Below are 13,949 nucleotides of genomic sequence, written 5' to 3'. Positions count from 1 at the left end.
GCTTGTCATCGGCGGTTGCGGTGGCGTCTGCCATAGCGCAATCGGCGGATATTGCGATCACTTTCGAGTCGCGGTCGGGCCTCGGGCAGGGGCACTGGCTGCGGGGCCACCACGTTCTGCGCCACGGTGGTCGCGGATTTTGCGACGGCGATCGCGGAGCTAGCCGCGACGGGAGCAGCGGCCTTTGAATCCTTCGCCGCGGAGGGCGCCGCCGCCGTCGTGGCCTGGTCCTGCTCCTTCGCTTGATCTTTGGCAGCCTCCTTCGCTGCCTGCTTCGGCAGCACTTGCGGAAACAGCTTGGCGATCTTCTCCGACGGACGCGCATCCGGCAGCGGCATCTTGCGGCCACGCGCGACCGGATCGAGGCTCTTCGGCACCAGCATCACGAACTGGATGCTGTGCTTGAGGCGGCCGGAGACCTTGCCGGCGTCCTGTCCCGCGCCGAAGTAGAGATCGGCGCGCGCAGGTCCGACGATCGCCGAGCCCGTATCCTGGGCAATCATCAGCCGGTGGAAAGCCGTCTTCGACTTCTCGGATTCGATCGGCAACTCGCCGGTGATGAAGAACGGCGTGCCATAGACGTGCAGCGACTTGTCGACCGCGATCGAGCGGCCCGGAGTCAGCGGGATGCCCTGGGCGCCGACGGCCTCGTCCTTCTCCGACAGCTGCACCTCGCGGAAGAAGATGTAGGAGCGGTTGGTCCGCCGCAGTTCGTTGGCACCTTCCGGGTTCTGCTCCATCCAGTCGCGGATGCGCTGCATCGACATCTGCTCGCGCGGAATGATGCCGCGCTCGATCAGGACACGACCGACCGGCGTATAGGGATGACCATTATAGGCATCGTAGTTGATGCGGATGGTCGAGCCGTCGTCGAGACTGATGCGCGCGGATCCCTGGATCTGGGCAAACAGCAGGTCCGTCTGGTTCCTGAGCCACGCGATCTCCAGGCCGCGGCCCTCGATGGCGCCGTCCTCGATCTCCGCGCGGTCGTAATAGGGGACCAGCTTGCGCCGTCCGATCTTCCGGTAGACGGGACCCTTGTTGGGCAGACTCGTCGCGTCCTGCTTGAAGCCGCGAACGAACAGATTGGAGGGGCGGCGATAGACCGGAACGTTGTAGACCTCGTTCTGGGTCCGCGAGCCGTCGATCACGGGTTCGTAGTAGCCGGTGACGAAGCCGTCGGCATCGCCGAGCTTGGAGATCTTCAGCGGCTCGAAGTGCCGTTCGAAGAACGCCCTTGCCGCGGCATTGTCGGCGAGATCGGCGGCCCGGGCGTCGCGGCAAGGATCACGCAGGGAATCGCCTAGCGCCTTGGCGTCCGGCGTGACATCCGTCTTGGCGGCGATCGGCTTGCAACTGGCGCGGAACGTCCGGTACGCCGCGAGCTGATCATCGTCGTTCCAGCCGGGCACGTCGTTCCAGGCCAATGGCAGGTACTGGCTGTTGTTGATTTCGAGCGGCCAGTCGAGCTGGGGGTAGGGCAGGTGGCGCACCGATGCCGCCGGGATCCGGTGGCGCGAGCGCACCGCCTCGGCCGCGTAAGGGGCGAGCGCCACGGCAACGACGCTCAAGGCGAGCGCCGATGTCCAGTACTTCACGCGATGAGCGGCGAAACCCCGCTTCCAAATTTCGCGAACCATGCTTGCACCATCAAAGTACCACTCAACGCGAAATTCGGAAAAAACGGGATTCTAAAAAATCGACGTCACAATTCAAGAATGCGCCTCGTCGTCCTCCTGACGCAGCCGGCCGACACCGAGAGCGGTGCCCTCCAACGTAACGCCGGCGGCGGCAACCTATTCCATCAATGGCTGCCAGTGCCGACCAGCTTCCAGTTCGGATCGCGCGAGCCGGTGTCGCGGGCGAAAGTCCAGATGTCGGTGATGTCGGCCACCTTGTCCGGATTGCCGTCGACGATGTTGCCCATCTTGTCGCGTGTCACCGAGATCATCTGCGAGACGAAGCGGACCGTGACCTGCGCGGTGCGGTCGCGCAGCTCGGCACCGACCAGCTCGGCGGTATCGATGGAGACGAAGCGGGTTTCGGTCTTCTGCTCCTGCTTCTCGCGCTCCTTGATGACGGCGTCGAAGCTCTCATAGACCTCGGACGACAGCAGGTCGCGCAACGCGCGGCGATCGCCATTGGCAAACGCCAGCACGATCATCTCGTAGGCGCTGCGCGCACCGGTCAGGAAATGGCGCGGGTCAAACGATGAGTCATCGGCGACGATCGCGTCGAGGCCGCGCGCGAGCGGCGTGCCCGGCTCGGCCAAGCCGCGCCAGCGATCGCCCGCCGCCGGCATCTCGCCGCCGGGGACCGAAGCCGAGGGGTCGACGGGCTTGTTGGGAACCGGCATGACGTGGTTGTCCGGCGCACCCTGGACCGCGTTTCTGGCGGCGTGATCGAACGGCGTGCGCTCGCTTCCGGTGCGCTGCCCGAGCACGGCGCGCAGGCGCACGAAGATGAAGACCGCCAACGCCAGGAAGATGATGGTATAAATGTCCACGTCGTGTTCGCTTTCTGACCTGTCGAGCCGAACGCGGAGCCCGGCCACCGGACACCCGTTCTACAGGATCCAGGTAAAGACCCGTGAATCCCTCGGTCGACCCGGATGTAGTCATCGAATTGGGCCCGGCCAATGGCACATTGTGGCGTAGCGATCCTAACCCTTTTCCTTCTCAAGGGGAAATCCGATCGACCCCTGATTGGAACGGGGTAGGCCGGTCGCTGGTTCCGCCCGGGGGTCGATGCGACAAATAGAGGCATGCCGGCCGGATCAATCCTTTGTCTCGGCCTTTTGCGGCGTCCGTGGCTCGTCCTTGTGGAACAAGCCGGCCCTATGGTAGCCACGCGCCGCAACGACCCGCCCTTTTTGCCTGGAGAACACTGCGATGACCAACGGTAACGGCGCCACTCCCGAGGCGGCTGCTCCTCCTCAACTCAACGTGCTGGCCCAATACATCAAGGATCTCTCGTTCGAGAATCCGAACGCTCCGCAGTCCCTGGCACCGCAGGGCCAGCCGCCGCAGATCAATATCCAGATCAATGTCGGCGCCAACGCGCTGAATGACACGGAATACGAGGTGACGCTGACGATCGAGGGCAAGGCCGAGAGCGGCAGCCAGGTGATGTTCAGCTTCGAGCTGGTGTATGGCGGCGTGTTCCGGCTGGTCAACATTCCGCGCGAAAACCTGTCGCCGATGCTGCTCATCGAATGCCCGCGCCTCTTGTTCCCGTTCGCCCGCGAGATCGTCGCCAACTCGGTGCGCGACGGCGGCTTCCCGCCGCTGATGCTGGACCCGGTCGATTTCGTTGGCCTGTACCGCCAGAACATGGAGCGCCAGGCAGCGGCCCAGGGCGGCCAGGTGCTGTCGAGCTGATCTGGTTCAGCTTTACGATTGATGTTTGCAGGGCGTGATCCGCTGCCGATCCGGCGGATCACGTGCCGGCGAGAAACTCCATCCAGATCGGCTTGTCGCCGAGGGTGGCGATGAAGGCGCGATGCGCCTCTCGCTCCGCATCCGTGACCCGTGGCAGAAGCGGCTGCTCGCGCTGACGGCGCGGCGTATCGCCGGCCCCCCCGATGCGGATCTCCTGGCTGTCCTGGGTCAGGATCAGCTGCGACTGCCGCGCCCCGACGAGATCGACATAGACCTCCGCCAGCAGTTCGGCGTCGAGCAACGCGCCGTGCTTGGTGCGGCGTGAGTTGTCGATCGCATAGCGTGAGCAGAGGTCGTCGAGGCGGTTCGACACGCCAGGATGCTTGCGACGTGCGAGCAGCAGCGTATCGACCAGACGATCCCTGGGAATGGCCGCGCGCTTGATCCGGTCGAGCTCGGCATTGATGAAGCCGATGTCGAACGAGGCGTTGTGGATCACCAGCGGGGCATCGCCGATGAATTCCAGGAACTCCTCCACGATCTCGTGAAACAGCGGCTTGTCCGCCAGGAACTCGCTCGACAGTCCGTGAACCGCGAACGCCTCCGCCGGCATGTCGCGTTCGGGGTTGATGTAGCGGTGGTAGACTTGGCCGGTGGGCATACGGTTGATGATCTCGACACAGCCGATCTCGACCAGGCGGTCGCCGCGCAGGGCGTCGAGGCCGGTGGTTTCGGTATCGAGAACGATCTCACGCATCTGATCTGATCCGTCGAATTCCGCGCCGCCGGCGTTCGCGAATCAGCCCCGGCGCTGCGGCATTCTAACGACCTCCGCCAGGATGTCGCGGATGCGTGCCCGCACCGGATCGAGCCCGTGCGAGGTATCCACGACGAAATCGGCGCGCTTGCGCTTCTCGGCATCCGGCATCTGCCGTGCGAGCAGCGCATCGAGCGCTTCTTCCGTCATCGTGCCGCGCGCCAGGATGCGTTGGCGCTGGATCTCGGGCGCGGTCGACACCACCACCACGGCATCGACGCGCTTGTCGCCGCCGGTCTCGAACAGCAAGGGGACATCGACGACGGCAACGGGCACGCCGGACTGCTCGGCGTCGTCGAGAAACTTCTGATGATAGGAGCGCAGCATCGGATGCACGATCGCTTCGAGCCGGCGGATCGCGGCGGGATCGCCGACGACCTTGGCCGAGAGCCTGGCCCGATCCACCTTGCCGTCCACCGTGGTCCCAGGAAATTCGGCTTCGATCGCTGGCGCGGCTTCGCCTTCATAGACCTTATGAACGGTCGCGTCGGCGTCGTAGACCGGCACGCCGGCTTCCGCGAACAGCTTTGCGGTCGTCGACTTGCCCATGCCCATCGAGCCGGTCAGACCCAGCACTCTCATCCGCGGTCACTCCCCCTTACGCGTGGCTGCGGTCGGCATCAGATCCTGAGCAGCTTCGCTTCGCGAAAATAGGCGAGCAGCGGCAACAGCGGCAGGCCGAGTATGGTGAAGTGATCGCCGTCGATCCGGTCGAACAGGTGCACACCGAGCCCTTCCAGCTGATAGGCGCCGACGCTGGATGTGACGGCTTCGCCGGCGACATCGAGATAGGCTGCGATCTCGGTTTCGGTGAGGGCGCGCATCGTCATCCAGGCAATTGCGACATGCGAGAACAGCACCTCACCGTTGCGGACCACGGCAATGGCCGAGTGCAGCGCATGGGTGCGCCCGCCCAGCGCCAACAGTTGTTGCATGGCATGCTGGCGGCCGGCTGGCTTGTTGAACATGCGCTCACCCAATGCGAGCGTCTGATCCGCGCCCACCACATATGAATTGGGCCTGCTTGCCGAGACCGCAGCGGCCTTTGCGTTGGCAAGGTGTAACGCGATCTCGTAGGGCGCCACCAGGCCGGCTTCGGCCTGCACCGCGCGTTCGTCGATATCGGCCGGAAGGGCCTCGCACGCGAGGCCTGCGTTCGCGAGCAGCATCCGCCGCGCGCGGCTTTGCGATGCCAGAATGAGAGGCTCGTCACTGCACCAGATGGACATTGATCCGCTCACTAGTCCGGAAGCCGCTGCCGCTGCCGGTCGGTATAGAGTTTCAGGATCGCGGCGGCCGTCTCCTCGATCGAGCGCCGCGTCACGTCGAGCATGACCCAGTTGAACTTCGCACTCAGCTTGCGTGCATAGGCGACCTCGTCCGTCACCGACTGCTTGTCGACATAATTCTCATTGCCGGATTCCGCACCCATGCTGAGCAGGCGATTCTGCCGCACCTGGATCAGCCGCTCCGGGGTCGCATGCAGGCTGACGACCAGCGGCTTCTTCAATGTCTCGAGCTGATGCGGGATCGGAATGCCCGGGACCAGCGGCACGTTGGCGGTGCGCACGCCGCGGTTGGCGAGATAGATCGAGGTCGGAGTCTTCGACGTCCGGCTGACGCCCACCAGCACCACTTCGGCGTCTTCGAGGCCGTCGACCATCTGCCCGTCATCGTGGAGCATCGTGTAGTTCAGCGCATCGATGCGGGCGAAATATTCGGCATTGAGCACATGCTGCGCACCGACGCGGCCGGCGGTCGATGCGCCAAGATAGGCCTCAAACAGCTGCATCACCGGACCGATGATCGACAGGCTCGGGATGTTGATCTGCTGGCACTTGCCTTCGAGCCGGCTGACCAGGTCCTTCTCGAGCAGGGTGAACAGCACGATGCCGGGGGCTTCCTCGATCTCGTCGAGCACACGGTCGAGCTGCTTCTGGCTGCGAACCAGCGGGTACACGTGCTCGACGGGGGTCACGTTGGTGTACTGCGCGGCGACCGCTCGCGCGACCGTGATCAAGGTTTCGCCCGTCGAATCGGAAACCAGATGCAGGTGAAAGTAATTGCCGGTGGTGGGCATCAAATCCTTAACGATCTGTGAATCCCTGTGAAGGATGGGACCAAAAAGCGGCCTCGGACCGCTCCCTTTGTATAACCCCGATAGTTCTGCACATGGTCGCCGTCCGGGACGGCGCCAGGCAGCAGCGCGATGATATCGGGACGAGGTCGGTTTGTCTCTGGATAAGCTGTCGAAGGATTTCGGCAAGCGTTTGAATCACATTGAACTCTGCGGCGATCCGGCGTGTGCAGCTCACATGTTGAGGGATGTGAACAAGCTGCGGGCACACTGCGGATGACATTGCATGAGTCCAATCCACCGCTACCTAGACTCAAACCTTAAGATTCTAAAATTATTTGGTTTGGAGGGGACTGAGCGAGCGGATATGTCTCGGCACGCAAGCTGATCACCAGCCGAGAGGATCACGAGTCTCCGATGTATGAGTGGATCAAGGCCCTGCACGTCATCGCCGTCATCGCGTGGATGGCCGGCATGCTGTATCTGCCGCGGCTGTTCGTCTATCATTGCGACGCCGAGATCGGCTCGAAGCAGTCCGAGACGTTCAAGGTCATGGAGCGGCGCCTGCTCAAGGCGATCATCAATCCGGCGATGACCGTGACGTGGCTTGCCGGGCTCTATCTGGTCTGGGCCGGCCACTGGTATACCAGCGGTTGGTTTCATGCCAAATTTCTGCTGGTGCTGATCATGTCCGGAGTCCACGGACTGTTTACCCGCTGGGTCAGGGAATTCGGCGCCGACAAGAACACCCGCAGCCAGAAATTCTACCGCTATATCAATGAGGTACCAACGGTACTAATGATAGGCATCGTGATTCTCGTGATCGTCAAGCCGTTCTGACCGTTTCCCTCGGAATACCGCTGCGCTGCAGACGCCTTGCAGACGCCGGCGCGATTTTCTATATTGTAGATATCCCACCCCACGCAGGCGGATGTGGTTGCGTTCCGGCTTGACCGGCCGCCGCATCAGGTCTGGTGCCTCATCGGCGCCAACCTTGCTCAGACCTGCGGACCTCATTTTCGTCCGCCTTCCCACAGCCACCTCGCATCCCTCCCAAGTCGCTTCCACAGGACCACCCCAATGCGGGAAATCAAACTACAGGACCTCAAGTCAAAGACGCCGGCCGAGCTCGTCTCCTTCGCGGAGGAAAACGGGGTCGAGAACGCCAGCACGATGCGCAAGCAGGAGCTGATGTTCGCCATCCTCAAACAGCTTGCGATCCAGGAAATCGACATCATCGGCGAGGGCGTCGTCGAGGTGCTCTCCGATGGCTTCGGCTTCCTCCGCTCGCCCGATGCCAACTACCTGCCGGGTCCCGATGACATCTACGTCTCGCCCTCGCAGATCCGCCGCTTCGGGCTGCGCACCGGTGACACCATCGAGGGACACATCCGCAGCCCGAAAGAGGGCGAGCGCTATTTCGCGCTGCTCAAGGTCAACACGCTGAACTTCGAGGATCCCGAGAAGTCCAAGCACAAGGTCAATTTCGACAACCTCACGCCGCTGTTTCCGGACGAGCGCTTCCGGCTCGAGCTCGAGGATCCGACCCGCAAGGATCTGTCGCCACGCGTGATCGACATCGTCGCGCCAATCGGCAAGGGCCAGCGTGCGCTGATCGTCGCGCCGCCGCGCACCGGCAAGACGGTGCTGATGCAGAACATCGCGCACTCGATCACGGCCAATCATCCTGAGTGCTACCTGATCGTGCTGCTGATCGACGAGCGTCCGGAAGAAGTCACGGACATGCAGCGCTCGGTGAAGGGCGAGGTCGTGTCCTCGACCTTCGACGAGCCGGCGGCGCGTCACGTCCAGGTCGCGGAGATGGTGATCGAGAAGGCCAAGCGCCTGGTCGAGCACGGCCGCGACGTCGTCATTCTGCTGGACTCGATCACCCGCCTCGGCCGCGCCTACAACACGGTCGTGCCGTCCTCCGGCAAGGTGCTGACCGGCGGTGTCGACGCCAACGCGTTGCAGCGGCCGAAGCGCTTCTTCGGTGCCGCGCGCAACATCGAGGAAGGCGGCTCGTTGACCATCATCGCGACCGCTCTGGTCGATACCGGCAGCCGCATGGACGAGGTCATCTTCGAAGAGTTCAAGGGCACCGGCAACTCCGAGCTCATCCTCGACCGCAAGGTCGCGGACAAGCGGACCTTCCCGGCGATCGACATCGCCCGCTCCGGCACCCGCAAGGAAGAGCTCATCACCGAGCCGCAGAACCTCAAGAAGATGTACGTGCTCCGCCGCATCCTCAATCCGATGGGCACGATGGACGCGATCGACTTCCTGCTCGACAAGCTTCGCAGCACCAAGAGCAATGCCGAGTTCTTCGAATCCATGAACACCTGATCGGCCCACGGTCTCGATTTGGAAAGGGCGCTCTTTGGAGCGCCCTTTTTGTTTGACTTGTTTGTCGCTGCGCCCGGCGAGAAGTCCTCGATGCTTATCCGCCCGTTATGGTTCGTCGGCGTAAAGCATGCCGCTGCAAACCGATTGTCTTTCGCTGCCGGTGAGCCCAACTGAGGATCATGCATCCTCACGACCAGACCATCTTCGCGCTGTCCTCCGGACGCCTGCCGAGTGCGATTGCGATCGTCAGACTCTCCGGGCCTCACGCCGGCATCGCCCTTCAGATGCTTGCGGGGAAACTGCCGCTGCCGAGGATGGCGACGCGCGCCTTGCTGCGGGATGGCAATGGCGAACCGATCGACGATGCCGTCGTGCTGTGGTTTCCCGGCCCGGCCAGTGCCACCGGCGAAGATGTTGCCGAGCTGCATGTCCATGGCAGCCGTGCCGTCGTCGCGACAATGTTCTCGGTGCTGTCGACGATGCCGCAGATGCGCCCTGCTGAGCCGGGCGAGTTCACGCGGCGCGCGTTCGAGAATGGCAAGATCGATCTGACCGAAGCCGAAGGCCTCGACGATCTCATTCATGCCGACACGGATCGGCAGCGGCGCCAGGCGTTGCGCCAGCTGAAGGGCCTGCTCGGCGACAAGGCGCGGGGCTGGCGTGAGCAGATCATCGAAGCTACGGCGCTGATCGAGGCCGGGATCGACTTTGCCGATGAAGGTGACGTGCCAGCCGAGCTGATGGCGTCGGCGCTATCGCGGATTGAACAGCTCCTGGCAGAGATCGAGACCGTGTTGTCGGCGCAGGGCCGGGCCGAGCGGCTACGCGATGGTCTGACGGTCGTCATCGCCGGACCTCCAAACGCGGGCAAGTCGACCTTGATGAACCAGCTGGCCCGACGTGAGGTGGCGATCGTCTCGCCTCATGCCGGCACCACGCGCGACGTCATCGAGATCCAGCTCGATCTCCAGGGCTATCCCGTCACGGTGATCGATACCGCGGGTATCCGGGAGACGGACGACCCCGTGGAGCAGGAGGGTGTGCGCCGGGCCCGGGATCGGGCTGCGCAGGCCGATCTCGTGCTGTGGCTGTCCGAGGATAGTCAGCCGGAGGCAGAGTGTCGAAGCGGGGTGCCTGTCTGGCTGGTCCGGAACAAGATCGATCTGCCGAGACCGCAGGAGACAGCCACGGCGATGGTGCAGGGCGATGCTCCGGTCTTTGCGATCTCGGCCAGAACCGGAGCAGGGGTGGCCGGCCTGTTGGAGGCTCTGATAGGCTTTGCCCGTGACTTCTTCGGATCGACCGAGAATGGCCTGATCACCCGGGAGCGGCAACGAGCCCTGCTCAATGAGACCGTGGCGGCGCTTCGTCGGAGCGTTACGGCTGTTGATCTCGGTGAGGAGCTTGCCGCGGAGGAGCTGCGGATCGCCGCACTGGCGCTTGGGCGTCTGTTGGGGCGGGTCGATGTCGAGGATGTGCTGGACGTGATCTTCCGCGAGTTCTGTATCGGAAAGTAGCAGCGTCAAGAGCCTCGGCGCACGTAGATATGCTTAATGAAATGTTGCTTGGTTAACTGATCGTCAATCGTTTCACGTGAAACAGGGTAGAGCCCTCGTGGACGTTTCACGTGAAACAAGTCCGAGATGGCACCGATGCTGTTTCACGTGAAACATCTCCCTCCCTGCCCGACGGTGGCGAATGTTTCACGTGAAACGTCTTCCGAGCGTTGTCCGCACGCGCTAGATAAGCCTCATGAGCGAGCATCTGACATCCTACGACGTCATCGTCATCGGTGGCGGCCACGCTGGCTGTGAAGCTGCGGCGGGCGCGGCGCGCATGGGTGCCCGAACCGCCCTGATCACGCATCAGTTCGCGACCATCGGCGCCATGTCCTGCAATCCGGCCATAGGTGGGCTGGGGAAGGGACATCTGGTTCGCGAGGTTGATGCTCTCGACGGGCTGATGGGTCGCGTCGCCGATGCTGGCGGTATCCAGTTTCGGGTTCTGAATCGCCGGAAGGGGCCGGCCGTTCGAGGTCCACGCGCCCAAGCCGACCGTAAGCTCTACGCTGCCGCGATGCAGTCGGCGATCCGGGAGACCGCGAATCTCGCCGTCATTGAAGGCGAGGCGGACGAACTGATCGCTACCGGCGGGCGGGTGGCGGGGTTGCGGCTGACTGACGGCAGGACCTTCATCTGTGGCGCCGTCGTTATCACGACCGGCACGTTTCTGCGTGGTCTGATTCACCTGGGTGAGAGGACCTGGCCGGCCGGCCGGGTCGGCGAAGCGCCGGCGCTGGGGCTGTCCCGGTCTCTCGAAGCCATCGGATTTCGGCTTGGGCGGCTCAAGACCGGCACGCCGCCGCGTCTGGATGGATCGACGATCGACTGGACAGCGGTCGAGATGCAGCCCGGCGACGATCCGCCGGAGCCGTTCTCCGTCCTGACCGACAGGATCACCACCCCGCAGATCCAGTGCGGGATTACCCGAACGACGACCGCGACCCATAAGGTGATCCGCGCCAACGTCCATCGCTCGCCGATGTACTCCGGCCAGATCAAGTCGACCGGGCCGCGCTACTGTCCGTCGGTTGAGGACAAGATCGTACGCTTCGGTGATCGCGACGGTCACCAGATTTTCCTGGAGCCGGAAGGGCTCGACGACACCACCGTCTACCCGAACGGTATCTCGACCTCGTTGCCCGAGGAGGTCCAGCTCGCGCTGCTGCCGACCATCCCGGGCCTCGAGCGCGTCCGGATGATCCGACCGGGCTATGCGATCGAGTACGACCACGTCGATCCACGCGAGCTGGAGCCAACGCTCCAGACCAAGCGGATGAGGGGCCTGTTCCTGGCGGGTCAGATCAACGGCACGACCGGCTACGAAGAGGCTGCCGCCCAGGGTCTGGTAGCCGGGCTCAATGCGGCGCTCGCGGCGGGCGGCGGCGAGTCGATCGTGTTCGATCGTGCCGACGGCTATCTCGGCGTGATGATTGATGACCTCGTGACGCGCGGGATCACCGAGCCCTACCGCATGTTCACCTCGCGCGCCGAGTATCGTCTCACGCTGCGGGCGGACAACGCCGATCAGCGTCTCACCGATAAGGGCATCGCGCTCGGCTGCGTCGGTGGCGATCGCGCGCGTTTCCATCGAACCAAGATGGATGCGTTGGAGGCTGCCCGTTCGATGGCGATGTCGCTGACGATCACGCCCAACGAGGCGGCGAAGCATGGCCTCACGCTCAACAAGGATGGCCAGCGCCGCTCGGCCTTCGATCTGATGGCCTATCCGGAGATCGGCTTCTCCGAGGTGAGAGCGATCTGGCCGGAGCTCGGTGCGATCGATCCAGCCATCGCCTTCCACCTGGAGATCGATGCCAAGTATGATGTCTATGTCCGCCGCCAGAGCGAGGACGTCGATGCCTTCCGGCGCGATGAGGGCCTGGTGCTCGGTGGGGTCGATTATGCGCTCGTCCCGGGTCTTTCGAATGAGGCGCGGGCGAAGCTGACGGCAGCCAAGCCGTGGACGATCGGACAGGCGGGCCGGATCGATGGCATGACGCCGGCGGCGCTCGGGATCCTTGCGGCCTATCTCCGTCGGGAAGCGCGTCGCAGCAAGGCCACCGGCTGAGGCGTTTCACGTGAAACAGGCATCGCCAGCGGTGGCATCCAAGATGATCGAATCGGACAAGGCGGCAGCGCTCGCGCTGATTCCCGTTTCACGTGAAACGGAGCATCGCCTCGATCGCTATGTCGCGCTGCTGTTGGAATGGCAGGCGAAAACCAATCTGGTCGCGCCGTCGACCTTGCCCCATCTCTGGACGCGCCACATCGCCGACTCGTTGCAGCTTCTCGATCTCGCGCCCGACGCCAGGATCTGGGTTGATCTGGGCAGCGGCGGCGGCTTTCCCGGCGTCGTACTTGCCTGCGCTTTGGCCGATCGGCCGGATGCACAGATTCACTTGGTCGAGCGCAACGCCAAGAAGGCAGCGTTCCTGCGCGAGGCAATTCGCGTCACCGGCGCTCCGGGGATCGTGCATTTGTCAGAGATCGGGGATATCGTGGAGAAGTGGAGCGGGCGAGTCGATTGCGTGACCGCACGCGCGCTGGCTCCGCTACATCAGCTCATCGGCTTTGCGGAGCCCTTGGTGAAAAAAGGCGCGAAAGCGCTGTTTCTCAAGGGTCAAGATGTAGAAGCGGAATTGACCGAATCTACTAAGTATTGGAAAATTGAGTCGAAACTTCACTCCAGCCGGACGGGCGGGCAGGGCTGGATCGTCGCAATCGATTGCATCGAGCGACAGAGCTGAATTCCGTCAAGACGACAACCAATGGCGATCGCGCATGGCCGTAATTGATCAGATTTATCAAGAAGATAGAGCCCCGCACTCGGAGGGGCATCCGCGCATCCTGGCGCTCGCCAATCAGAAGGGCGGGGTCGGCAAGACCACGACCGCGATCAACCTCGGTACGGCGCTGGCAGCGATCGGCGAGCGGGTGCTGATCGTCGACCTCGATCCGCAGGGCAACGCCTCGACCGGGCTCGGCATTGACCGCGGCAGCCGTAACTGCTCGACCTATGACGTGCTGATCGGCGAGGCCTCGCTGCGCGACGCCATCGTTGCGACGGCCGTGCCGCGGCTGCACATCGCGTCCTCGACGATGGACTTGTCGGGTCTCGAGCTCGAGCTCGGCTCCACCGCCAACCGCGCCTTCCGTCTGCGCGATGCGATCGCCGGCCTCAACAACAACGTCTCGCCAGAGAACGACTACACCTACGTGCTGGTCGACTGTCCGCCGTCGCTGAACCTGCTGACGGTCAATGCAATGGCCGCGTCCGACGCGATCCTGGTGCCGCTGCAGTGCGAGTTCTTCGCGCTCGAAGGTCTGTCGCAGCTGCTGCAAACCGTGGAGCAGGTGCGCTCGACCCTGAACCCGAACCTCTCGATCCACGGCATCGTGCTGACGATGTTCGACTCGCGCAACAACCTGTCGAACCAGGTCGTCGCCGACGTCCGCCAGTTCATGGGATCGAAGGTCTACAACACGATGATCCCGCGCAACGTGCGCATCTCGGAAGCGCCGTCCTACGGCAAGCCGGTGCTGGTCTACGACTTGAAGTGCGTCGGCAGCGAGGCCTATCTCAAGCTCGCGACCGAAGTCATTCAGCGCGAGCGTGACCTGCGCACGAACTGACTTTGCCTCTGCTCCGGGGGACCTCGTCGCCCGGATCTCATTCGAGGACGGCAGCGGATTCCGAAATGAATCCGTTCCCTCGTTCATTGTGCCGACGGGACCGATCGGCAGCAGACGCAAGCGGAGCGTGACGT

Annotated in this window: 13 protein-coding genes; 7 read left to right on the top strand and 6 right to left on the bottom strand. The window is 63.5% G+C overall.

Going from position 1 to position 13,949, the window contains the following annotated elements; translation table 11 throughout:
* Nucleotides 1–5: 5 nt before the first annotated feature.
* Together QX070_RS28210 and QX070_RS28205 are read right to left on the bottom strand one after the other, a co-directional pair.
* A complete protein-coding gene (locus QX070_RS28210) occupies nucleotides 6–1,640 on the bottom strand; it encodes a murein transglycosylase A (RefSeq protein WP_315740422.1) in 1,635 nt (544 codons plus the stop codon).
* 164 nt (nucleotides 1,641–1,804) lie between these two features.
* Nucleotides 1,805–2,506 carry a Tim44/TimA family putative adaptor protein gene (locus QX070_RS28205; protein ID WP_315740421.1) on the bottom strand — a complete coding sequence of 234 codons (702 nt, stop codon included), beginning with the start codon at nucleotides 2,504–2,506 and terminating at the stop codon, nucleotides 1,805–1,807.
* A gap of 385 nt (nucleotides 2,507–2,891) precedes the next feature.
* Here QX070_RS28205 and secB point away from each other — a divergent pair, with 385 nt between their 5' ends.
* Nucleotides 2,892–3,380, top strand: coding sequence for a protein-export chaperone SecB (gene secB, locus QX070_RS28200; protein ID WP_315740420.1), 489 nt, complete (start codon nucleotides 2,892–2,894; stop codon nucleotides 3,378–3,380).
* A 58-nt stretch (nucleotides 3,381–3,438) separates the two neighbouring features.
* Here the strand turns inward: secB and dnaQ are convergent, their stop codons facing one another.
* Genes dnaQ through QX070_RS28180 form a run of 4 tightly spaced genes read right to left on the bottom strand, consistent with a single transcriptional unit; the run spans nucleotide 3,439 to nucleotide 6,277 of the window.
* Entirely contained in the window at nucleotides 3,439–4,137 is a 699-nt protein-coding gene (dnaQ, locus tag QX070_RS28195; RefSeq protein ID WP_315740419.1) for a DNA polymerase III subunit epsilon, read from the bottom strand.
* Between the two features lie 42 nt (nucleotides 4,138–4,179).
* Nucleotides 4,180–4,779, bottom strand: a complete 600-nt coding sequence (gene coaE / locus QX070_RS28190; RefSeq protein ID WP_315740418.1) for a dephospho-CoA kinase — start codon at nucleotides 4,777–4,779, stop codon at nucleotides 4,180–4,182.
* Nucleotides 4,780–4,817: 38 nt separating this feature from the next.
* On the bottom strand, nucleotides 4,818–5,426 hold the full coding sequence (locus QX070_RS28185) for a Maf family protein (protein WP_315740417.1): 609 nt from the start codon (nucleotides 5,424–5,426) through the stop codon (nucleotides 4,818–4,820).
* A gap of 11 nt (nucleotides 5,427–5,437) precedes the next feature.
* On the bottom strand, nucleotides 5,438–6,277 hold the full coding sequence (locus QX070_RS28180; protein ID WP_315740416.1) for a pyruvate, water dikinase regulatory protein: 840 nt from the start codon (nucleotides 6,275–6,277) through the stop codon (nucleotides 5,438–5,440).
* A 414-nt stretch (nucleotides 6,278–6,691) separates the two neighbouring features.
* Between QX070_RS28180 and hemJ the strand changes: the two genes are divergently transcribed.
* From hemJ to QX070_RS28150, 6 genes are all read left to right on the top strand, one after another.
* Complete coding sequence (gene hemJ / locus QX070_RS28175) at nucleotides 6,692–7,114, top strand: protoporphyrinogen oxidase HemJ (protein WP_315740415.1); 423 nt, start codon at nucleotides 6,692–6,694, stop codon at nucleotides 7,112–7,114.
* A 240-nt stretch (nucleotides 7,115–7,354) separates the two neighbouring features.
* A complete protein-coding gene (gene rho, locus QX070_RS28170) occupies nucleotides 7,355–8,620 on the top strand; it encodes a transcription termination factor Rho (protein WP_315740414.1) in 1,266 nt (421 codons plus the stop codon).
* Nucleotides 8,621–8,799: 179 nt separating this feature from the next.
* The gene (gene mnmE, locus QX070_RS28165) at nucleotides 8,800–10,137 is read left to right on the top strand and encodes a tRNA uridine-5-carboxymethylaminomethyl(34) synthesis GTPase MnmE (RefSeq protein WP_315740413.1); all 1,338 of its coding nucleotides are present in this window, start codon (nucleotides 8,800–8,802) and stop codon (nucleotides 10,135–10,137) included.
* Between the two features lie 235 nt (nucleotides 10,138–10,372).
* On the top strand, nucleotides 10,373–12,250 hold the full coding sequence (mnmG, locus tag QX070_RS28160) for a tRNA uridine-5-carboxymethylaminomethyl(34) synthesis enzyme MnmG (RefSeq protein WP_315740412.1): 1,878 nt from the start codon (nucleotides 10,373–10,375) through the stop codon (nucleotides 12,248–12,250).
* Between the two features lie 10 nt (nucleotides 12,251–12,260).
* Nucleotides 12,261–12,929, top strand: coding sequence for a 16S rRNA (guanine(527)-N(7))-methyltransferase RsmG (gene rsmG / locus QX070_RS28155; protein ID WP_409998831.1), 669 nt, complete (start codon nucleotides 12,261–12,263; stop codon nucleotides 12,927–12,929).
* Nucleotides 12,930–12,963: 34 nt separating this feature from the next.
* Nucleotides 12,964–13,815 carry a ParA family protein gene (locus QX070_RS28150; protein ID WP_315740411.1) on the top strand — a complete coding sequence of 284 codons (852 nt, stop codon included), beginning with the start codon at nucleotides 12,964–12,966 and terminating at the stop codon, nucleotides 13,813–13,815.
* Nucleotides 13,816–13,949 lie beyond the last annotated feature (134 nt).

It is taken from the genome of Bradyrhizobium sp. SZCCHNR1093 (genome assembly GCF_032381175.1).
Taxonomy (GTDB): domain Bacteria; phylum Pseudomonadota; class Alphaproteobacteria; order Rhizobiales; family Xanthobacteraceae; genus Bradyrhizobium.
The sequence above is the reverse complement of the archived record's forward strand: the minus strand, read 5'-3'. Positions and strand labels throughout refer to the sequence as shown.